Origin of the sequence: Streptomyces atriruber (assembly GCF_001418325.1) — a bacterium.
GTDB classification, from domain to species: domain Bacteria; phylum Actinomycetota; class Actinomycetes; order Streptomycetales; family Streptomycetaceae; genus Streptomyces; species Streptomyces atriruber.
The window spans coordinates 25,897-46,755 of the sequence record NZ_LIPN01000086.1; the positions used below are offsets into that span (position 1 = coordinate 25,897).

The 20,859-nt window shown below is 71.8% G+C and carries 17 protein-coding genes and 1 riboswitch; of the genes, 9 read left to right on the forward strand and 8 right to left on the reverse strand.

The window, feature by feature from the left end; genetic code table 11:
• Window positions 1–8 precede the first annotated feature (8 nt).
• The 4 genes from AOK03_RS09780 to ribD are packed head-to-tail and all read right to left on the reverse strand — an operon-like array spanning window position 9 to window position 3,646.
• A complete protein-coding gene (locus tag AOK03_RS09780; protein ID WP_055564787.1) occupies window positions 9–1,307 on the reverse strand; it encodes a bifunctional 3,4-dihydroxy-2-butanone-4-phosphate synthase/GTP cyclohydrolase II in 1,299 nt (432 codons plus the stop codon).
• The gene (locus AOK03_RS09785) at window positions 1,304–1,891 is read right to left on the reverse strand and encodes a nicotinamide mononucleotide transporter family protein (protein ID WP_079074602.1); all 588 of its coding nucleotides are present in this window, start codon (window positions 1,889–1,891) and stop codon (window positions 1,304–1,306) included. The genes AOK03_RS09780 and AOK03_RS09785 overlap by 4 nt, the downstream gene beginning before the upstream one ends.
• A gap of 56 nt (window positions 1,892–1,947) precedes the next feature.
• Entirely contained in the window at window positions 1,948–2,568 is a 621-nt protein-coding gene (locus tag AOK03_RS09790) for a riboflavin synthase (RefSeq protein ID WP_055564789.1), read from the reverse strand.
• A 1-nt stretch (window position 2,569) separates the two neighbouring features.
• Window positions 2,570–3,646 carry a bifunctional diaminohydroxyphosphoribosylaminopyrimidine deaminase/5-amino-6-(5-phosphoribosylamino)uracil reductase RibD gene (ribD, locus tag AOK03_RS09795; RefSeq protein WP_055564822.1) on the reverse strand — a complete coding sequence of 359 codons (1,077 nt, stop codon included), beginning with the start codon at window positions 3,644–3,646 and terminating at the stop codon, window positions 2,570–2,572.
• Window positions 3,647–3,861: 215 nt separating this feature from the next.
• Window positions 3,862–3,992: riboswitch (FMN riboswitch) on the reverse strand.
• A gap of 272 nt (window positions 3,993–4,264) precedes the next feature.
• Here ribD and AOK03_RS09800 point away from each other — a divergent pair.
• Genes AOK03_RS09800 through AOK03_RS09810 form a run of 3 tightly spaced genes read left to right on the forward strand, consistent with a single transcriptional unit; the run spans window position 4,265 to window position 8,298 of the window.
• Complete coding sequence (locus AOK03_RS09800; RefSeq protein WP_055564790.1) at window positions 4,265–6,595, forward strand: chitinase C-terminal domain-containing protein; 2,331 nt, start codon at window positions 4,265–4,267, stop codon at window positions 6,593–6,595.
• Window positions 6,596–6,633: 38 nt separating this feature from the next.
• On the forward strand, window positions 6,634–7,530 hold the full coding sequence (locus AOK03_RS09805; RefSeq protein ID WP_055564791.1) for an RNA polymerase sigma-70 factor: 897 nt from the start codon (window positions 6,634–6,636) through the stop codon (window positions 7,528–7,530).
• 18 nt (window positions 7,531–7,548) lie between these two features.
• On the forward strand, window positions 7,549–8,298 hold the full coding sequence (locus AOK03_RS09810; protein WP_055564792.1) for an SDR family oxidoreductase: 750 nt from the start codon (window positions 7,549–7,551) through the stop codon (window positions 8,296–8,298).
• 90 nt (window positions 8,299–8,388) lie between these two features.
• On the opposite strand, the gene AOK03_RS09815 is transcribed toward AOK03_RS09810, so the two are convergent.
• On the reverse strand, window positions 8,389–9,564 hold the full coding sequence (locus AOK03_RS09815; protein WP_055564793.1) for an ROK family transcriptional regulator: 1,176 nt from the start codon (window positions 9,562–9,564) through the stop codon (window positions 8,389–8,391).
• Between the two features lie 97 nt (window positions 9,565–9,661).
• On the opposite strand from AOK03_RS09815, the gene AOK03_RS09820 reads away from it, so the two are divergent.
• The 5 genes from AOK03_RS09820 (at window position 9,662) to AOK03_RS09840 (ending at window position 15,778) form a co-directional block, all read left to right on the forward strand.
• Window positions 9,662–10,873: an MFS transporter gene (locus AOK03_RS09820; protein ID WP_055564794.1), complete on the forward strand. Its 1,212-nt coding sequence runs from the start codon at window positions 9,662–9,664 to the stop codon at window positions 10,871–10,873.
• Window positions 10,874–11,039: 166 nt separating this feature from the next.
• A complete protein-coding gene (locus AOK03_RS09825; RefSeq protein WP_055564795.1) occupies window positions 11,040–12,428 on the forward strand; it encodes a uracil-xanthine permease family protein in 1,389 nt (462 codons plus the stop codon).
• A gap of 221 nt (window positions 12,429–12,649) precedes the next feature.
• Window positions 12,650–13,876: a Cmx/CmrA family chloramphenicol efflux MFS transporter gene (locus AOK03_RS09830; RefSeq protein WP_055564796.1), complete on the forward strand. Its 1,227-nt coding sequence runs from the start codon at window positions 12,650–12,652 to the stop codon at window positions 13,874–13,876.
• Between the two features lie 124 nt (window positions 13,877–14,000).
• Window positions 14,001–14,705: a DUF5995 family protein gene (locus tag AOK03_RS09835; protein WP_055564797.1), complete on the forward strand. Its 705-nt coding sequence runs from the start codon at window positions 14,001–14,003 to the stop codon at window positions 14,703–14,705.
• Between the two features lie 143 nt (window positions 14,706–14,848).
• A complete protein-coding gene (locus AOK03_RS09840) occupies window positions 14,849–15,778 on the forward strand; it encodes an LLM class F420-dependent oxidoreductase (protein WP_055564798.1) in 930 nt (309 codons plus the stop codon).
• Window positions 15,779–15,824: 46 nt separating this feature from the next.
• Here the strand turns inward: AOK03_RS09840 and AOK03_RS09845 are convergent, their stop codons facing one another.
• Together AOK03_RS09845 and AOK03_RS09850 are read right to left on the reverse strand one after the other, a co-directional pair.
• Window positions 15,825–17,522, reverse strand: coding sequence for a flavin monoamine oxidase family protein (locus AOK03_RS09845; protein WP_055564799.1), 1,698 nt, complete (start codon window positions 17,520–17,522; stop codon window positions 15,825–15,827).
• A 64-nt stretch (window positions 17,523–17,586) separates the two neighbouring features.
• Window positions 17,587–18,375 carry a carbon-nitrogen hydrolase family protein gene (locus tag AOK03_RS09850; protein WP_055564823.1) on the reverse strand — a complete coding sequence of 263 codons (789 nt, stop codon included), beginning with the start codon at window positions 18,373–18,375 and terminating at the stop codon, window positions 17,587–17,589.
• Window positions 18,376–18,708: 333 nt separating this feature from the next.
• On the opposite strand from AOK03_RS09850, the gene AOK03_RS09855 reads away from it, so the two are divergent.
• Window positions 18,709–19,383 carry a hypothetical protein gene (locus tag AOK03_RS09855; RefSeq protein ID WP_055564800.1) on the forward strand — a complete coding sequence of 225 codons (675 nt, stop codon included), beginning with the start codon at window positions 18,709–18,711 and terminating at the stop codon, window positions 19,381–19,383.
• Window positions 19,384–19,402: 19 nt separating this feature from the next.
• On the opposite strand, the gene AOK03_RS09860 is transcribed toward AOK03_RS09855, so the two are convergent.
• Window positions 19,403–20,761, reverse strand: a complete 1,359-nt coding sequence (locus tag AOK03_RS09860) for a hypothetical protein (RefSeq protein WP_055564801.1) — start codon at window positions 20,759–20,761, stop codon at window positions 19,403–19,405.
• Window positions 20,762–20,859 lie beyond the last annotated feature (98 nt).

The window sequence follows — 20,859 nt, forward strand, 5'->3', positions numbered from 1 at the left end:
TGTTGGGCTTACTGGTTTCCGCAGGCGGACACGTCGGTGGTGTCCAGCCAGGGCAGGTCGTGCCCCATCCGGTCCCGCTTGGTACGCAGGTACCGAAGATTGTGTTCACCGGCCTCGACCGGCATGGGCTCGCGCCCGGTGACCTTCAGGCCGTGCCGCAGGACCGCGTCGGTCTTGTCGGGGTTGTTGGTCATCAGCCGGACGCCGCGGACGCCGAGGTCGCGCAGGATCTGCGCGCCCGCGCCGTAGTCGCGGGAGTCGGCGGGCAGGCCGAGCTCCAGGTTGGCGTCGAGGGTGTCGCTGCCCTGCTCCTGGAGGGCGTACGCGCGCAGCTTGGAGAGCAGGCCGATGCCGCGCCCCTCGTGGCCGCGCAGGTAGACGACGACGCCGCGTCCCGCGTCGGTGATGCGCCGCATGGACGCCTCCAGCTGCGGGCCGCAGTCGCAGCGCAGGGAGTGGAAGACGTCGCCGGTCAGGCACTCGGAGTGCAGCCGGACGAGGACGTCCTCGCCGTCGCCGATGTCGCCGTGGACGAGGGCGACGTGCTCGACGCCGTCGACGGTGGAGCGGTAGCCGTAGGCCGTGAAGTCCCCCGCGGCGGTGGGCAGGCTGACCTCAGCCTCGCGGCGGACGGTGGGCTCCGCGGAGCGGCGGTAGGCGATCAGGTCCTCGATGGAGATGATCGTCAGGCCGTGCTTGCGGGCGAACGGGACCAGCTCGGGCAGCCGCAGCATCCGGCCGTCCTCGCCCGCGATCTCCACGATGGCCCCGGCGGGGCGCAGTCCCGCGAGCCTGGCGAGGTCGACGGCGGCCTCGGTGTGGCCGTTGCGGGCGAGCACGCCGCCGGACTTGGCGCGCAGCGGGAAGATGTGCCCGGGGCGCACGAAGTCGTCGGCCGCGGCGCTGCCCGAGGCGAGGAGCCGCAGCGTGGTGGCGCGGTCGTCGGCGGAGATGCCGGTGCTCACGCCGTGCGCGGCGGACGCGTCGACGGAGACGGTGAAGGCCGTGCTCATCGACTCGGTGTTGTGCTCGACCATCTGCGGGAGCCGGAGCCGGTCCAGCTCGTCGGCCTCCATGGGCGCGCAGATCAGTCCGCGGCACTCGCTCATCATGAAGGCGACCGTTTCCGGCGTCGCCTTCTCGGCGGCGACGACGAGGTCGCCCTCGTTCTCGCGGTCCTCGTCGTCGACGACCACGACGGGGCGGCCCGCCGCGATGTCGCGGACGGCCTGCTCGACGGGGTCGAGGGAGAGGTCGAGGGTGTCTTCTTCGCTGGCGGCGCTGCGCCAGACCGGTGCCACAGTCATGCCGGGGCTCCTTCCATGACGGGCTGCGAGGCGGCCGCGCGGGAGCGCAGCCACCAGTCGCGCATGCCCCAGAGGACGAGGGCGAGGTAGACGACGTACACGAGTCCGGAGAAGGCGAGGCCGCTGCTGAAGGCGAGCGGCACGCCGACCACGTCGACGAGCAGCCAGGCGAACCAGAACTCGACGAGACCGCGGGCCTGGGCGACCATCGCGGCGAGCGTGCCGACGAAGATGTAGGCGTCGGGCCAGGGGTTCCAGGACAGGTCGGGGACGGCGCTGAACAGGGCGCCGACGGCGAGCGTGCCGACCGCGGTGCCCGCGACCAGGACGCCCCGCTCCCTCCAGGTGGCGAACCGGATGGCGATGGAGCCGTCCTGCGCCTGCTGCCTGCCGCGCGTCCACTGCTGCCAGCCCCACAGCGCGACGCCGATGACGAGGAGCTGCTTGCCGACGCCGCCGGAGAGCTGCGCGGAGGCGTACGCGGCGACGAGGATGACGCCGGACAGGAACTGGGCGGGCCAGGTCCATATCGAGCGCCGCCAGCCGAGCGCGAGGGCGACCAGGCCGACGGTGTTGCCGATCATGTCGGACCACAGGATGTGCTGGTCGAAGGCCGTGAAGGCTTCGGAGTTGAGCCAGTTCACTTGGCGGCCTCCTGGGACGGCACTTGAGCACGGTCGCCGAGCAGGCGCTCGACGTACTTGGCGATCACGTCGACCTCCAGGTTGACCGGGTCGCCGGGCTGCTTGATGCCGAGCGTGGTCAGCGCGAGGGTCGTGGGGATGAGGCTGATGGTGAAGTGGTCCGGGCCCGCGTCGACCACGGTGAGGCTGACGCCGTCGACCGTGATGGAGCCCTTCTCCACGACGTAGCGGGAGAGGTCGGCGGGGAGCGAGACCTTGACGATCTCCCAGTTGTCGGAGGGCTTGCGTTCGACGATCTCGCCGGTGCCGTCGACATGGCCCTGCACGATGTGACCGCCCAGGCGCGCGCCGACCGAGGTGGGGCGCTCCAGGTTGACGCGGGAGCCGACCGCGAGCGCGCCCAGGCTGGAGCGGTTCAGGGTCTCGGCCATCACGTCGGCGGTGAATTCGTCGCCCTCGTGCTCCACGACCGTCAGACAGACGCCGTTGACCGCGATGGAGTCGCCGTGCTTGGCGCCCTCGGTGACGACGGGGCCGCGCAGACGGAAGCGAGAGGCGTCGGGGAGGTTCTCGACGGCGGTGATCTCGCCCAGCTCTTCGACGATTCCGGTGAACACTTCAGTGCTCCTTCGCTACGAGGGTCGCGGTGATGCGCAGGTCGGGGCCGATGCGGACGGTCTCGCTCACGTCGAGACGCAACGCTTCGGTGATGGTCGTGATTCCGCCGCCGGTGAGTGCTGCGGGCCCCGCGCCGAGCAGGACGGGGGCGAGGTAACCGACGACGCGGTCGACGGCGCCGGCGGCGACGAAGGCACCGGCGAGCGTCGGACCGCCTTCGAGGAGGACGGACCGCACCCCGCGCGCGTGGAGCACGTCGAGGAGGGTCCGGATGTCCAACCCACCCTCTGCGCGCGGGAGTCGGACGACGTTCGCGGCGTTTTCAGCGTTTTCGGTGTCGTACGCAGGCGTGGCGTCGTCGGCGACGGCGATCAGGGTGGGTGCCGCGTCGTCCAGGACGCGGGCGTCCGGCGTGACGGCGGTGCCGTTGGTGTCGACGACGACGCGCAACGGCTGGACGGCGCCTTCGATGCCCCGCACGGCGAGGTGCGGGTCGTCGGCGCGCTGGGTGCCGGAGCCGACGACGACGGCGTCGCACTCGGCGCGCAGCCGGTGCACGTCGGCGCGGGCCTCGGCGGAGGTGATCCAGCGGCTGGTGCCGTCGGCGGCGGCGATGCGGCCGTCGAGCGTGGCGGCGTACTTCCAGGTGACGTGCGGGCGGCCGAGCCGCACGGAGGTCAGCCAGGCGGCGTTGACCTCGGCGGCCGCCGCCTCCAACAGACCCTGCTCGACCGGGATTCCGGCCGCGCGCAGGGTCTGCGCGCCGCCCGTCGCGGTCGGGTTGGGGTCGCCGACCGCGTAGACGACCCGGGCGATGCCTGCGTCGATGAGGGCCTGCGCGCACGGGCCGGTGCGGCCGGTGTGGTTGCAGGGTTCGAGGGTGACGAGGGCGGTGCCGCCGCGGGCCCGCTCGCCCGCCGCGCGCAGGGCGTGGACCTCGGCGTGGGGGCCGCCCGCGCGCTGGTGCCAGCCCTCGCCGACGCTCTCGCCCGCGGCGTCGAGGACGACGCAGCCGACGACGGGGTTGGGGCTGGTGGAGCCGAGGCCGCGGGCGGCCAGCGTGATGGCGTGCCGCATGGCGGCTGCTTCGGCTACGGCGGTGGCCACCGGGTCCTCCTGCCTCTTCGGGCACGGACTCCGGGGCACTGTCGACGAACGACAGAACGTACGGGCAACGACACCTGGAGCGACGCCTGCGCCGGATGACACCTGTCCCCGGAAATTCCGGAAACCGCTCCCGGCCGAGGCCAGGAACAAGCCATTACGGCGGCGTGCACAGAGATGCCCGCCCGCCGCGCACTGCCTCCCATCCGGACTTTCACCGTCGGTCCAGGAATTTCACCTGGTCAACCGGCCGCTGGAGGCGACCGGGTCGCGGACTGTAACCGCCGGTTCGGAATTACACCGACCCCGGAGTGCGCTGCTTCTGGTACGAGCCCAGTGTGCCATGGCCGGTCGCGGGCCATACGGGTGACCGGCTGTGGGCTGGCTCACAGCATCCACCATTCAACATCATGTTCAACCATCTTGGTCCAGACCTATTGACGCACTGGTCTAGTCCTCTTAATCTCACCGACACCTCCGAGGAGCAGGAGCCGACGGTGTGCGCACGCCGGGGCCCCAGAACGATCCACATCTGTGCCAGTTGTGTTGTTCCGCCCCGCTCGTGTTCCGCACCGTTCCCAGGAGGCTCCCTTGCCGTCCCTCACCCGCGCGAGACCCACGCTGCTCGCGTCCGGCGCAGCCGTCGCCGGACTGCTGCTCAGCCTGGTCTCCGGCGGCGCCACGCACGCCGCCGCCGACGATGCGTCCTGTCGCCCCGACGGCCTCTACCAGACGCCCGGTGTGAACGTCCCCTACTGCTCCGTCTACGACAGCGACGGCCGCGAGAAGATGGGCGCCGACCACCAGCGCCGCACCATCGGCTACTTCACCGGCTGGCGCACCGGCAAGAACGGCGAGCCCGCCTACCTCGCCAAGGACATCCCGTGGGACAAGATCACTCACGTCAACTACGCCTTCGCGCACGTCGACAAGGACAACAGGCTCTCCGTCGGCTCCGACGGCGAGAAGAACGCCGCCACCGGGATGACCTGGCCGGGCGTCGCGGGCGCCGAAATGGACCCGGCGCTGCCCTACAAGGGCCACTTCAACCTGCTCAACAAGTTCAAGAAGACACACCCGAACGTCAAGACGCTGATCTCGGTGGGCGGTTGGGCCGAGACCGGCGGCTACTTCGGTGACGACGGCAAGCGCGTGAACTCCGGCGGCTTCTACTCGATGGCCACCAACGCGGACGGCTCCGTGAACCAGGCGGGCATCGACACGTTCGCCGACTCCGCGGTCGCCTTCATCAAGAAGTACGGCTTCAACGGCGTCGACATCGACTACGAGTACCCGACCTCGATGAAGGACGCGGGCAACCCGCTCGACTACTCGCTCTCCAACGCCCGCCGCGGCGGCCTCGTCAAGGGCTACGCGGCGCTGATGAAGTCCCTGCGCCAGAAGCTCGACAAGGCGGGCGCGGCCGACGGCAAGCACTACATGCTGACCGTGGCGGCCCCCTCCTCCGGCTATCTGCTGCGCGGCATGGAGACCTTCCAGGTCCAGAAGTACCTGGACTACGTCAACATCATGTCGTACGACCTGCACGGCGCCTGGAACGAGTACGTCGGCCCCAACGCCTCGCTCTTCGACGACGGCAAGGACGCCGAGCTCGCGGCCGCCAACGTCTACGGCAGCTCGCAGTACGGCGGCATCGGCTATCTGAACACCGACTGGGCCTACCACTACTTCCGCGGCTCGATGCCCGCCGGGCGCATCAACATCGGCCTGCCGTACTACACCCGCGGGTTCAAGAACGTGCAGGGCGGCACCGACGGGCTGTGGGGCAAGGCGGCCGCCACCAGCTGTCCTGCCGGGTCCGGCCTGACCAAGTGCGGTGACGGCGCGGTCGGCATCGACAACCTCTGGCACGACAAGGACGACAACGGCAAGGAGTCGCCCGCGGGATCCAACCCGATGTGGCACGCCAAGAACCTGGAGAAGGGGATCGTCGGCGACTACGTCACCAAGTACGGCTTCCCCGCGGACACCAAGCTGACCGGCACCTACGCCCGCAAGTACAGCTCCACGCTGGTCGCGCCGTGGCTGTGGAACGCGGACAAGAAGGTCTTCCTGTCAACGGAGGACGAGGAGTCGGTGGCGAAGAAGGCCGACTACGTGGTCGACCGGGGCATCGGCGGCACGATGATCTGGGAGATGGCCGGCGACTACCGGTGGAACGCGGACAAGAGCCAGTACGAGATGGGCGACACGCTCACCTCGCTGATGTACGACAAGTTCAAGGCCGCGAAGCCGTACGGCGCCAAGGTCTCCAACAAGGAGCTGCCCACCAAGGCCGTCGACATCGGTGTGGAGTTCGGTGACTTCAAGCTGGGCGATTCGAACTACCCGATCACGCCCAAGGTGAAGATCACCAACAACACGAAGACGGCTCTGCCCGGCGGCACGGAATTCCAGTTCGACTACTCCACCGCGGCTCCCGGAAACGCCTCCGACCAGTCCGGATTCGGTACGAAGGTGATCAGCAGCGACCACACGGGAAGCAACGTCGGCGGTCTGAAGGGCGACTTCCACCGGGTCTCGCTGAAGCTGCCCGCCTGGCAGTCGCTGGCACCCGGCGCCTCCGTGGACCTCTCCTTCAACTACTACCTGCCGGTGTCCACGCCGTGGAACTGGACGGTGAACATCAGCGGCACGACGTACGCGCTCGCCGGTGACCTGGCGCGCGGCACCACGGTCGTCGAGCCCGGCGGCACCGGACCGACCGACCCGCCGGACCCGACCGACCCGCCGACGCCCGGCAAGTGCACCGCGCCCGCATGGGGTTCGGCCGCCGAGTACGGCAGCGGCACCACGGTGTCCCACAAGTCCCACACGTGGAAGGCCAAGTGGTGGACGAAGGGCGATGAGCCCGGCGCCGGTGGCGAATGGGGGGTTTGGCAGGATCTCGGCGCCTGCTGACTGTCCGTAGTGCTCACGCCCGTGGGATTTGGCACCCTATGGGCGTGAGCACTGCAGCGGCACTGGCCGAGGAGTTCGAGTCCCACCGCCCCCGGATGTTCGGCCTTGCCTACCGGATACTCGGCTCCGCGCAGGAGGCGGAGGACGCCGTGCAGGACGCGTATCTGCGCTGGAACGGCACACGGCGCGAGGACATCGCGCAGCCGGCCGCCTGGCTGGCCAAGACCGTCACGAACCTCTGCCTGACCAGGCTGACCACGGCCCGCGCCCGCCGCGAGCAGTACGTGGGGACCTGGCTGCCCGAGCCGGTCATCACCTCCGGCGGCACCCTCGGACCGCTGGAGTCCGCGGAGCAGCGGGACGCCGTCTCGATGGCCCTGCTCGTCCTCCTGGAACGGCTGACGCCCAGGGAGCGCGCGGTGTACGTGCTGCGGGAGGCCTTCGCGTACAGCCACCGGGAGATCGCGGGCGTCCTTGACGCGAGCGAGGCCGGCTGCCGCCAGCTGTACCGCAGGGCCGCCCGGGCCGTCGCCGACGCGCGGCCCCGCTTCGCGCCGGGGCACGAGCTGCGGCAGAGATTCGTCGAGTCGTTCATCGCCGCGGCCCGCGAGGGTGACGTCGTCGGCCTGGAGAAGATACTGGCCAGCGACGTGACGTGGTGGGGTGACGGCGGCGGCAAGGTCGCCGCGGCGGTCACGCCCATCCTCGGGCGCGACAACGTCCTGCGGTTCCTGGTCCGTATCAAGGCGAACTTCGAAGCCGCGGAGGTCTCGGTCGCCGAGGTCAACGGCGCGCCCGCGCTGGTCATGCGCGTGGCGGGGCACCTGACGGCCGTCGCCTCGTTCGAGGGAGGCGACGGACGGGTGACCGGGGTACGGTCGGTCGTCAATCCTGACAAGCTCGCGTTCGTGGAGCGTCAGCTGGCCGCCGCATGACGACGAAGGAGTCCCGTGATGAGCACGATCCTGGTGACCGGCGGAACCGGAACCCTCGGCCGCCTCGTGACCGAGCGGCTGCGGGCGGACGGTCACGAGGTGCGGGTGCTCAGTCGGCACACGCGGCCGTACGCCGTCGACCTGCGCGAGGGCGCCGGCCTGGACGCGGCGGTCACCGGCGCGGACGTGATCGTGCACTGCGCGACCACACCGCGCGGTGGTGACGAGCGTGCCGCCGAGAACCTCATCGCGGCGGCGCGGAAGGCCGGTGTCGCGCATCTGGTCTACATCTCGATCGTCGGCATCGACCGGGTGCCGCTCGGCTACTACAAGACGAAGCTCGCGGTCGAGCGGCTGATCGAGGAGTCGGGTCTTGGCTGGACCGTGCTGCGGACCACCCAGTTCCACGACCTGGTCCTGCGGATCATGGAGGCGTCGGCGAAGCTCCCCGTCATGCTGCTGCCCGGCGGGGTCAGCGACCAGCCGATCGAGGTCGGCGAAGTGGCGGACCGCCTCGCGCAGTTGGCGGCGGCGCCCCCGGCGGGCCGGGCCGAGGACATGGGAGGCCCCGAGGTCCGCACCTTCCCGGACCTGGCCCGCGCGTACCTGCGGGCGAGCGGCAAACGGCGCCGGGTGCTGCCGGTGCGGCTCGCGGGCCGGACGTACCGGGCGGCACGGGCGGGCGGCCATCTGACGCCGGGACGGGCCGTGGGCAAGGGCACGTTCGAGGAGTATCTGGCGGCGCGGTCGTCGGGCGCGCGTAGGTGAGAGCGGGGCGCGTCGCGGTGGCGCCCTGGCGGGTCGCGATGAGGCCGGGGCGCGTCGCGGTGCGGCGCGGGCGCTCGTGAGCCGCGGGTCTCAGTGAGCCGCCTGCGGCCCGAAGAGCTCGTCCTGCGCGGCGTCCCTCGCGGCGAGCAGCGCGCCCCGCAGCACCGCGGCCCCGCCGAGCAGGCCGGCCCGCACCTCGGTGCGCAGCGGCGACATGGCGGTGACGCGGTCCGTGACGCGCGCGGCGAGCTCGGCGCCGCCCGCCCGGCCCACCTCACCGCCCAGGACCACACAGCCGGGGTCGAGGATCGCGGCCATCGCCGCCGCGCCGACGGCCACCCGGTCGGCGACGGCGTCCAGGAAGGCGCCCTCACCGTTCTCCACCGCGCGCCGCACCACGTCGGCGCCGGACATGCCGGGCTCCAGGATGCCGTGCTCCGCACCGAGTTCGCGGAGCGAAGCCGCGCAGGCCAGCGAGTGGAAGCCGCCCTCGCAGCTGGTGGCCGACGGCAGGATGCTCGTGCCCGGCACCGGCAGGAAGCCGATCTCGCCGGTGCCCCCGGACGCGCCCCTGCGCAGCACGCCGTCGAGCACGACCGCGGCGCCGACGCCGTCGCCGAGCCAGAGCAGCACGAACGTGTCGCGGTCGTGCGCGGCGCCGTCCCTGCGTTCGGCACGGGCCGCGAGGTTGGTCTCGTTCTCCACCAGGACGCGGGCGCCGAGCCGCTCGTGGAGGGCGCCGGCGAGGCGCCGGTGCCAGGCGGGCAGCGACGACGTGTCGCGCAGGTCGCCGGTGGTGGGGTCGATGAGTCCCGGGGCACCGATGCCGACGGTGTGCAGGCGCTGCACACCTCCCTCCAGCGCCGCGCGCTCGACGAGGGCGACGGCGCGCTCGACGGCGTGGCCGGTGCCGGTGCCGCCGCCGATGGGCGCGGAGGCCTCGGCGAGCACCGCGCCGAGCAGATCGGTCACGACGACGGAGACGCTCTCGGTGCGCACGTCGAGGGCGGCGAGATGGGCGCGGTCGGCGACTATGCCGTACAGCCGCGCGTTCGGGCCGCGCCGCTGGGCGCCCGCCTCCCCGACGACGGTGATGAGCCCGGAGCCCTGGAGCCGCTCGACGAGGTCGGCCACGGAGGGCCTCGACAGGCCGGTGAGCTGCTTCAACTGGTTCGCGGTGAGCGGCCCTTCGCTCTGCAGGAGCCCCAGCGCGAGCCGGTCGTTGATGGCTCGGGCGGTGCTCGGTGAAGCAGGCGACACAGGCATGGCCGGATCCTCCCACAGAAAGCTTCTATTTATCAGGCAGGCTTCCTGATAGTTTACGTCGCCGTAGCGAGGCAGCACTCGGGAGGGGCGGAGCGGGATGAGTGAAGTGGTCTACGACAAACAGCGGTTGAAGCGGGCACGCATCGCCGTGGCGGCCGTCTTCTGCGTGCACGGCTCCGTCGCGGGGTCCTTCGCGACCCGGGTGCCCTGGATCCAGGACCACGCCGACGTCAGCGCGGGCATGCTCGGCCTCGCCCTGGCCTTCCCCGCGATCGGCGCCTCCGTCGCGATGCCGCTCGCGAGCCGCATCAGCCACCGCTTCGGCGCCCGCAACGCGCTGCGCGGCCTCCTCGTCATGTGGACGCTCGCCCTGGTCCTGCCGTCCCTGGCACCGAACCTGCCCATGCTCTGCCTGGCGCTCTTCGTGTACGGCGCGACGTCCGGCATGTCCGACGTGGCGATGAACGCGCTCGGTGTCGAGACCGAGACCCGCATGCGGAAGTCGATCATGTCGGGCCTGCACGGCATGTGGAGCGTCGGCGCCCTGATCGGCTCCGCGGCGGGCACCGTCGCCGCCCACCTCGGCTCGGACGCCCGGCTGCACCACGTACTCGCCGCCGCCACGCTGACCGCGCTCGGCCTCGTCGCCTGCCAGGGTGTCCTCGACCTGCAGCCCGAGCCCGAGGAGGAGGCGCCGCCGCGGTTCTCGCTGCCGCCCAGGTCGGCGCTGCTCATCGGCGCGGTCGGCTTCTGCGCGGTCTTCGCGGAGGGCGCGAGCCTGGACTGGTCGGCGGTCTATCTGCGGGACGTCCTGGACACGTCGCCCGGCGTCGCCGCCGCCTCCACCACCGGCTTCACACTCACCATGGCCATCGCGCGGCTCGTGGGCGACGCGGTGGTGAACCGGTTCGGCGCGGTGCGCACCGTGCGGGCCGGCGGCGTCCTCGCGACGCTCGGCGGACTGCTCGTCGTCCTCGCCTCGCACCCCGTCATGGCCATGGGCGGCTTCGCCCTGATGGGCCTCGGCATCGCGGTCGTGGTGCCGCTCGCCTTCGCCGCGGCCGGGCACAGCGGCCCCAACCCCAGCCAGGCCATCGCGGGCGTCGCCACCATCACGTACACCTCCAGCCTGATCGCCCCGTCGGCGATCGGCGCGCTGGCGGAGGCCACGAGCCTGGTGACCTCCTTCGGCCTGGTGACGCTGCTCGCCTGCGGCCTCACGATCTTCGCGGGCGTCCTGCGCACGAGCGGCCGCAAGGCGGCGCAGGCCGCGCCCGCCGACGCGGCGGCGCACGGACCCAGGTCCTGAACCGGCGGGGCGTCCGGCCCGGCCCCGGCCGGACGTCCGTCCCGACGTCGGCCGCACCGGGCCCGCACCGGAGAGAAGCCGCACTTACGTCGCATTAACATGGCGTCGATCATTTCCGGCCACCCGGCCGGGCCCGGTTCGGCGGACAGAAAGCGACTGACTCACCATGGATCTCGGCGTGCGCTGGAAGTTGCACGGCGACGGGCGCACCCCCGCGCCCGGAGCCGTCGTCCGTCCCGACGAGCGGCTCTCCTGGCCGCGCACCTTCGGGCTCGGCGCGCAGCACGTGGTCGCCATGTTCGGCGCGTCCTTCGTGGCGCCCGTCCTGATGGGCCTCGACCCGAACCTCGCGATCATGATGTCGGGCGTCGCCACCGTCATCTTCCTGCTCGCCACCCGCGGCCGGGTGCCCAGCTATCTGGGCTGCTCGCTCTCCTTCGTGGGCGTCGCCGCGGTCATCCGCGCGCAGGGCGGCTCCAGCGCGACGGTGACCGGCGCGGTCTTCGTGGTCGGCGCCGCGCTGTTCCTGGTGGGTCTCGCGGTGCAGAAGTTCGGGGCGCGGATCATCCACGCCGCGATGCCGCCGATCGTGACCGGCGCGGTCGTCATGCTCATCGGCTTCAACCTGGCGCCGGTCACGGCATCGACGTACTGGCCGCAGGACCAGTGGACGGCGCTCCTGGTGATGCTCTTCACCGGGCTGGCCGTGGTCTGTCTGCGCGGCTTCTGGTCGCGCATCGCGATCTTCCTCGGGCTGATCTTCGGGTACGGCATCTCCTGGGTCCTCGACGAGGTCTTCGGCAAGATCCACTCGGCGGACGCCTCGGGCAAGGTCGTCGACCACTGGCGCCTGGACCTGTCCGCCGTCGGCGACGCCGACTGGATCGGCCTGCCGTCCTTCCACGCACCGAGCTTCGAGTGGTCGGCGATCCTCGTGGCGCTGCCCGTCGTCATCGCGCTGATCGCGGAGAACGCGGGCCACGTGAAGGCCGTCGGCGAGATGACCGGCGACAACCTCGACGACAAGCTCGGCACGGCGATCTCCGCGGACGGCGCCGCCTCGATGCTCTCCACCGCGGTCGGCGGCCCGCCCAACACCACGTACTCCGAGAACATCGGCGTGATGGCCGCGACCCGCGTCTACTCCACGGCCGCGTACTGGGCGGCGGCCTGCTTCGCCCTGCTCTTCGGACTCTGCCCCAAGTTCGGCGCGGTCGTGGCCGCGATCCCCGGCGGCGTGCTCGGCGGCATCACCGTCATCCTGTACGGCATGATCGGCCTGCTCGGCGCCCAGATCTGGATCAACGCCAAGGTCGACCTGCGCAATCCGCTGAACCTCGTGCCGGCCGCGGCGGGCATCATCATCGGTGTCGGCGGCGTCTCCCTGAAGATCACGGACAACTTCCAGCTCAGCGGGATCGCGCTCGGCACGATCGTCGTCATCACGGGCTACCACGTGCTGCGCGCCTTCGCCCCCGCACACCTCAAGTCCCAGGAACCGCTGCTCGATTCGGGCACGTCGACGTACGACGAAGAGGGCCGCGAGCGCGGTTAAACCGTTGGACGTGGTGCGCGACCGCTGCTTAGGGTGCGCACCATGTCCACTCCCGAGTCCGACAGACTCACGCCACCGGTCGTCCGGTGGCTTCTCGCGCCGATCCAGTGACACCTTGATGCACTGACGCGCCCGCGCGCAGGAACCGCGCCCGCCACCACCGGATCACCGCCCCCGTGCCCCGATCCTTTCGATCCACACCGTGGTTGCGGAGTCCTGCTGTGCCCTTTGCCCTCTACCTCCTCGGGCTTGCCGTTTTCGCGCAAGGAACCTCCGAGTTCATGCTGTCCGGGCTGATCCCCGCCATCGCGCGGGACCTGTCCGTCACCGTCCCGGCCGCGGGCCATCTGACCTCGGCGTTCGCCGTGGGAATGATCGTCGGTGCGCCGCTGATGGCCGTCCTGAGCCGTCGCTTCTCCCGGCGGAGCGCGCTCCTGGCCTTCCTCGTCACCTTCCTGCTCGTCCATGTCGTCGGCGCGCTCACCACGAGCTTCGCCGTGCTCCTCGTGACCCGCGTCGTCGGCGCCCTCGCCAACGCCGGTTTCCTCGCCGTCGCCCTGGTCACCGCCACGGGCATGGTCGAGCCCGACGCCAAGGGGCGCGCCACGTCCGCGCTGCTCGGCGGCGTGACCGTCGCCTGTGTCGCGGGCGTTCCGGCGGGCGCCCTGCTCGGCGAGGCGTGGGGCTGGCGCTCGGCGTTCTGGGCCGTGGCCCTCCTCTCGCTGCCCGCCGTGCTCGCCATCGCGCGGGCCGTGCCGCCCGGGGCGCCCGACGCCGACGGCCCGAGCGCGCTGGGGGAACTGCGTGCGCTGCGCGGTCCGCGGCTCCTGGTGACGCTGCTGCTGGGCGCGCTGGTCAACGGCGCGACGTTCTGCACGTTCACCTATCTCGCGCCCCTGGTCACCCATGTCGCGGGTCTCGGCTCCGCCTGGGTGCCGGGGATGCTGGCGCTGTTCGGCATCGGCTCCTTCGTCGGGGTCGGCACGGCCGGCCGCTTCGCCGACGCGCGGCCCGTGCCGCTCCTCGTGTTCGGCTCGCTCGCGCTGCTCACCGGCTGGGTGCTTTTCGCGGCGACGGCGGCGCATCCGGTGGCAGCGGTCGTCCTGGTCCTCGTTCAGGGGGCGCTGTCGTTCGGCGTGGGTTCGACGCTCATCGCGCGGGCGCTGTACGCGGCGGCCGAGGCGCCCCATCTGGCGGGCGGGTTCGCGACGGCCGCGTTCAACGTGGGCGGCGCCCTCGGCCCGTGGCTCGGCGGCCTCGCGATCTCCGCCGGGCTCGGCTACCGCTCGCCGCTCTGGGTCAGCGCGGCGCTGGTGGCGACGGCGCTGGCCGTCGGGGGTGCGGCGCTCGGCCTGGGCGGGCAGTCTCCCGATCACGAGCAGGCCCGGACTCGGGCTCGGGCCGGGGCCCCTTCGCCGGACACGGCTCGGTCGCGCGCCGACTCGTAGGCGTACGCGGGCGGGGGTGCCGCAACCCGCCGCGCCCCTGCCCGCACGGCCTCCGTTCCCTCGTTTCGGGGAAGCGGCCGGTGCGCTGACGTCCGGGTCGGCCCGGGACTGGGACCCTGCCCCCATGGCGCAGTTGGAGCGGTTCGCAGAGTTCAGGAACCCGGCCCGCGGGGTCGACGACGTGATGGCGCGGATGCGTGCGCTCGGCGACGACTGGCCGCCGCGCGACGGGGTGGCCGTCTTCAACCGCGTCTACCTGTCGGTGACCGAGGAGGTCGCCCGGCGCCTCGGCCTGGGCGCCTTCCCCGACCCGCGTGCCGCGAGCACGCTGGCCGTGCGCTTCGCCGAGCGGTATCTGGCGGCCGTCGACACGGCGGCCGACGGGCGCCGCCCGCCCGCCTGCTGGCGCCCGCTGTTCCAGTACCGCCGCCATCCCGGCGTCCACGCACTGCAGTTCGCGCTCGCGGGAATCAACGCGCACATCGGGCACGACCTGGCGCTGGCCCTCGTGGACAGCTGTCGTGCGCTCGGTTGCGAACCGGCCGATCTGGAGGACGAGTTCGACCGCGTCGGCGACTCCCTCGTCTCCCTGGAGGAACGCATCCGCGAAGAGCTGATGCCCGGCCCCGACCTCCTCCAGGTCGGCGACCCCCTGACGCATCTGGCCGGTTCCTGGAGCCTGGAGCGCGCAAGGGACGGCGCCTGGGCGTCGGCGCGGGCCCTGTGGGCGCTGCGTGAACTCCCCGGCGTGGCGTCGGAGTTCGCGGAGCGGCTCGACGGGGCGGTGGGGCTGGTGGGCCGGATCCTGCTGACGCCGCTGCCGGACTGACGCGGGTCCGCCCGGCCCCTTCGCTCTCCCGCCCACCGTCCGGACCTGCCCCTTTTCGGCCACGCCCGCCAACCGCTCCCGGAGATCCCGCGCGCGATCGTTGTACGTTGAACAGACAGATCCCGACGCAAAGGAGCACCGGAATGGCGACCCGTCTCGGACTGAGTCTTCCGCAGGGCAGGCAGTACGCCATCGGACGCGACGTCCCCGCGGTGGCCCAGGCCGCCGAGGACATCGGCTACGAAAGCCTCTGGGTCTACGAGCGCATCCTCTTCCCCGAGCCCGCCACCCAGGGCCTGTACGGCATCCCGGGCCGCCCCTGGCCCGACTCGTACCGCTCGGTCGCCGATCCCCTCATCACCCTGACGCTCGCCGCCGCGGTCACGGAGCGGGCCCGTCTCGGCACCAGCGTGCTGGTCGCCCCGCTGCACGTGCCGTTCCAACTGGCCCGCACGCTCGCCTCGTTGGACGCGGCGAGCGGCGGCCGCGTCGTCGCGGGCTTCGGCACGGGCTGGTCACACGACGAGTACGCGGCCGCATCGGTGGCGCCCTACGAGCGGCGCGGCAAGGTCCTGGACGAGCTGCTCGACGTCTGCCACGCGGTCTGGGGGCCCGACCCGGTGGCGTACGAAGGGGAGCTGACGACCATCGCGCCGTCCGTGGTCGGCCCCAAGCCCGCCCGGCCGATCCCGGTCCTGCTGCCCGCCAACAGCCCGCGCTCCCTGCGCAGGCTCGTCAACCGTGCGGACGGCTGGATGCCGGTGGCCACGGGCGCCGACGCGCTCGCCGAGCAGTGGGCGAAGGTGCGCGAGGCGGCCGCCGAACAGGGCCGCGAGAGGCCGGTGCAGAGCGTGCTGCGGGCCAACACGCGCTACACGGCGAAGGCGTACACCGGCGCGGACCGCGCGCCCTTCCGGGGCAACGTCGAGCAGATCGTCGAGGATCTGGCCGCGCACGCCGCGGTGGGACTCGACGAGATCCTGGTGGACCTCGCGGGGTCGGCGCGCGACGCCCAGGAACTCAAGGACCTCGCCGCACAGGTGTACGAGGGGGCGCGGGCGGCCGGAGTCTGACCGACCGCCTCTCGACCGGCCGCCCCGGACCCCGCCCCCCGGACCGTCAGTCCTCGGGCAGCTCGACGGGGGCGATCTCGTCGTAGACGTCGCCGGGGCCCGGGTTCGTGGTGTCCGTGGCCCCGCCGAAGTGGTGCATCACGCCCCACACCGCGTTCAGCGCGGTCTGCACCGCGCCCTCGGCCCAGCCCGCCGTCCAGGAGATGTCGTCGCCCGCGAGGAAGATGCCGCGCTTGTCCTCGGGCAGGTGCTCCTGCATGAAGTGGGTGAACAGGCGCCGCTGGTAGCGGTAGTGGCCCGGCAGGTTCGCCTTGAAGGCGCCCATGAAGTAGGGCTCGTTCTCCCAGGACACGGTCACCGGATTGCCGATGATGTGCTTCCTGATGTCGACCTTCGGGTAGATCTCGCCGAGCGACTTGAGCATGACCTCCATGCGCTCGTTCGCCGACAGCGGCAGCCACTTCAGGCTGTCGTCGCACCAGGTGTAGGAGAGGCAGATGACGGCGGGCTTGTCCGGGCCGTCGTCGAGCAGGTAGGTGCCGCGCGTCATGCGGTCGGTGAGCGTCATCGACATGACGTCACGGCCGGTCTGCTCGTCCTTGTCCAGCCAGAACGGCCGGTCCACCGGCACGAAGAGCTTCGAGCTCTCCATGTAGTGGGTCCGCTCCATCGCCGTCCAGTGGTCGATGGGGAAGAGCGAGTCGTCGCAGTCGATCTTCGAGAGCAGCAGCCACGACTGGGCCGTGAAGATCGCGGCCTGGTAGGTGCGGATGTCACCGGAGGCGTCGGTGACCGTCACACGGTTCCCGGCGGTGCGGTTGAGGCGGGTCACGGCGGGCTTGGGCGCGCCGTCCTGATGCAGCGAGGAGAGGGACGTACCGAGCTCCCAGTGGACGATCTTCTGCGGCTCGCGCTCCCACAGGCGCAGCGGCAGCTGCTGGCTGCCGCCGACGATGCCGCGGTGGTGGTCGTCCGCCTCGGTGTAGACGACGCGCAGGATCTCCAGGATGGAGTTCGGGAAGTCGGTGTCCCAGCCGCCCGTGCCGAAGCCGACCTGGCCGAAGATCTCGCGGTGCCGGAACGACTTGAACGCCTCGGAGTCGCAGAGGAAGCCGTAGAAGGTCTGGTTGTCGAGCTTCTCGACGAGCTTCGACCAGATCTCGCGGATCTTCGGCACGTCGCGCTCGCGCAGGGCGCGGTTCATGTCGGAGAAGTCCGCGCCCTCCTCCAGACAGGCGTTCCAGGCGTTCATCACGTCGCGGTAGACCTGCGGCAGATCGTCGACGCTGGTCGCGTAGTGCGACTCGCCCTTGAGGTCCACGACCGTGGAGGGGGTGGACTCGGCCAGCGGGTTGGGGAAAGCGCTGGTCTTCAGGCCCACCAGGTCGATGTAGTGCTGCAGCGCCGTCGAGGACGGCGGGAAGCGCATGGCGCCCATCTCGGCGGTCAGCCCGTCCGTGCCGGTGCCCTCGAAGCCGACGGTGCGCAGTCGGCCGCCGATCTGATCGGCCTCGTAGACGACGGGCTTGAGGCCCATCTTCATCAGCTCGTACGCGGCGATGATGCCGGAGAGACCGCCGCCGATGACGGCGACCTCGGTGCCGTGCTCGGTCGCGGGTATCTGGCCCAGGCCCGCGGGGTGGGCCAGGAAGTCGTCGTACGCGTAGGGGAAGTCCGGACCGAACATGGTGATCGGCGGCTGGGCGTCGGTGTGCTGGACGGCGGTGGGCACAGTGGACGTCATGGGGTACGGACTCCTTGCGGGGAACTGAAGCAGAAAGCTGGAGGCGGCTCAGGGGCTCGGAGGCTCAGACGAGGGACTCGTACAGGCCGGGGCGGCGGTCGCGCAGGTACGGGTTGTTCTCGCGGGAGGAGCTCAGGAAGTCGGGGTCGACGTCGCCGAGGACGAGTTCGTCACCGCGTCCCGCGCGGGCGCGCGCCACGCCGTCGGGCCCGACCAGCGTGGAGAGCCCGACGAACTCGAAGTCCCCCTCGGGACCGACCCGGTTGACGTACGCGACGTACATCTGGTTCTCGAAGGCGCGCACCGGCACGAGGGACTCGGCGACGAACTGGAAGGGGTGCATCTGCGCGGTCGGCACCACCAGGAGGTCGGTGCCCGCGAGGGCGTGCGCGCGGACGTTCTCCGGGAACTCCACGTCGTAGCAGATCATCAGGCCGACCCGGACGCCGCCGAGCTCGGCCTGCACGACGGCCTGCTCACCGGGGGTGAAGGAGTCGCGCTCGAAGCCGCCGAAGAGGTGGGTCTTGCGGTAGTTCGCGAGGCGGACCCCGTCCGGACCGATCAGCTGGACGGAGTTGAAGACGAGGTCGCCCTCGCGCTCCGGGTAGCCGTAGGCGACGGCGACCCCGTGGCGTGCCGCGATCTCGGCGACGGCCTCGGCGGACTCGCCGTCGACGGGCTCGGCGAGCCCGGCGATGTCGTCGCCGATCGCGTACCCGGTGAGGAAGAGCTCGGGGGCCACGAGCAGCCCGGCGTCCGCCGCGGCGGCACGCCCGGCGGCCTCGTCCAGCGCCGCGAGGTTCGCGTCGACGGATCCGAGCTGCCCGGAGCTCTGGAGCAGGGCGGTGCGCAGCGCAGGCATGGCGGATCCTCGGGGCGTACGAAGGGGAAGGCGGGGTCGATAAGACGGTACGGTCGGCGGCTGTGCCCGGACAAGGTCCGACCGTTGCGGGCAGCCGCGCGATCCGTTGCGCATGGCGGGGCCTGTGCGGCGATTCGTTGCGCACGGGCATGGGCACCGGGTATCGGGGGCGTCCTCCTGGAGGTGCAGGGAGCGGCCGCGGACCCCCGCCGTGCGGCGGAAGAGGAGTGCAGCCCAGGGCCGGACGTGCCGGACCCCCCTTCCGCGAGAACGTGATCACGCCCGGACGGACCGGGTGCACGGACTCGAAGACGGAGGCTTTCCATGAGCCGCACAGCCACCCCGCATCCCCGCGCCATCGCCGTGGCGGCCGCGTTGCTGCTGACCGTGGGGGCCGCGGGCGCGGCCGTCGCGTCGGGCGACGGAGCGGCGCGTCCCGCCACCGCACACACCGGTGAGCAGGCGCAGAGCGCCGAGCGGGCAGGGACCGGCGACCGGGCGGGGACCGGCGACCGGGCGAAGAAGCGCGAGGCCGCCGCGCTCACCGGCTCGGCGAAGATGTACCGCAAGACCACCGAGGACGTGACGTTCACGTTCGACGCGCATCTCGCTGCCGAGGACAGGAAGGATCCGTCGCAGGCGACCGGCACCTTCCGCTTCGTCCACCTCGACAGGCCGGGCGGCGAGGGCGGCTGGGCGAAGGGCCGCATCGACTGTCTGATGACGGGCGGCAAGGTCGCGACCGCCACCGGTGTCATCACCGAGACGAACCTCGAGAAGGTCAAGGGCAAGCGGGTCGGCTTCACCGTCGACGACCGGGGCGGACAGGACCGGGTCGGCTACAGCTGGGCGGCCTACGGCGGCACGCAGGGCCAGCCCGACACCCTCGCCCTGTGCGCGAGCTCGGCGCCGTACGAGAAGGTCAGGCAGGGCTCGGGCGACTTCGACGTGGTCCCGTGGAAGGTTCCGTACCCGGAGCCGCAGGACGCGCGGCCCTGACCGGTCGGGGCGGCAGCCGCTACCACCCCGTGAACAGGAGGTGGTTCACGACGAGTGCGAGTACGGCCTGTCCGGTGAGCCAGTAGCGGTGGGCCGACGCGGGCAGGAATGCCGTCGCCGCGGGCAGGAACGTGGCGAACGGCAGCCAGATGCGTTCCGTCTCGGCCTTGCTCATGCCCGACAGGTCCGCGGCCAGCAGGGCGAGCAGGGCCGCGAGGACCAAGAAGGCCAGACGGTCGGCGGAGGTGGCCCCTCCGGTGCGAAGGCGGCTGATCGCGCCCGGCGCCGAGGCCAGTGTTCTGCGCAGACCCGCGACGGTCGCGAGGCCGACGACGAGCACCGTGCAGGCGAGGTTGGCCCACACGAAGTAGCCGTAGGGCCGGATGCCGCCCGCCCCTTGGTGGTAGCGCTCGACGAGCAGCCGGTAGGCCTCCCACCAGTCGAAGCCCGCCAGCGTGAAGGCGAGCGGAACCACGGCCGCTCCCACCAGGAAGAGCGGGACCGGGTGCGCTGTGCGAGTGATCAGCAGGACGGCCGCGGCGACGACGGCGAACAGGGTCAGGCCGTAGGAGAGGTAGCAGCTGAGGCCGAAGAGCAGGCCGGAGCCGAGTGCCGCGGCGGCCGGGAAGCGGACGGTGCGGGTCGCGGCCAGGGACAGCAGGGCGATCGTCCAGGCCGTGACGGCGGCGAAGTAGCCGTCCGCCGACACCCCGATCCAGATCGCGGCAGGGGCCAGCACCAGGAAGGGCGCCGTCCGGCGGGCCGTCGCCTCGTCGGCCAGTGCGCGCAGGGTGATCAGGACGGCGATGACGGCGGTGCTGCCCGCCGTGATGCAGAACGCCCCGGCCCAGGCGCCGCCTCCGAGACCGATGCGGTCCAGCAGGACGAAGGTGAGAGCGGCGCCGGGCGGATGGCCCGCGGTGTGGGCGGGCCAGGGGTCAGGGGCGTCGATGAGGATGTGCCGAGTGAAGTCCCGCAGCGTCCCGGGGATGTCCTCGAAGCGGTCGATGACCTGGAGGTACTCATACTTGGTGGTGAGGCGCTGCGCCACGCCCCGGTGCCGGCCGTCGATCAGGGCGAGCGACCAGATCCAGGCGGTGGATGCGGCCCAGGCGCCGAGGAGCAGGGTCCGCCAGCGGAGCCGGGCGGCGAGGGCGGGAGCGTTCGCGATCACCGCGACGGCGACCGCGAGCGCGGCCGGGGTACCCGGGCCGACGTGCGGGTCCCACCGGGCGTAGAGGGGCGGCCAGTTGAGGTGCAGGGTGCCGTCCGTGCGCTCGATGGAGATGCCGACGGCGACGGCCGCGGTGACCAGCAGCACCGCGACCGCGGCTGCGGCCACGTCACGGCGGTGTCCGGTGTGTCGTGTGGTGCTCACCTCTGCACGGTAGGCACGGGAGGGGCCGATGATCGCCCGGCGCGGGTCGACGTCAGCGTTTCGTCATGAGTTGCGGACCCGACCGGGCGCAGGGTCCG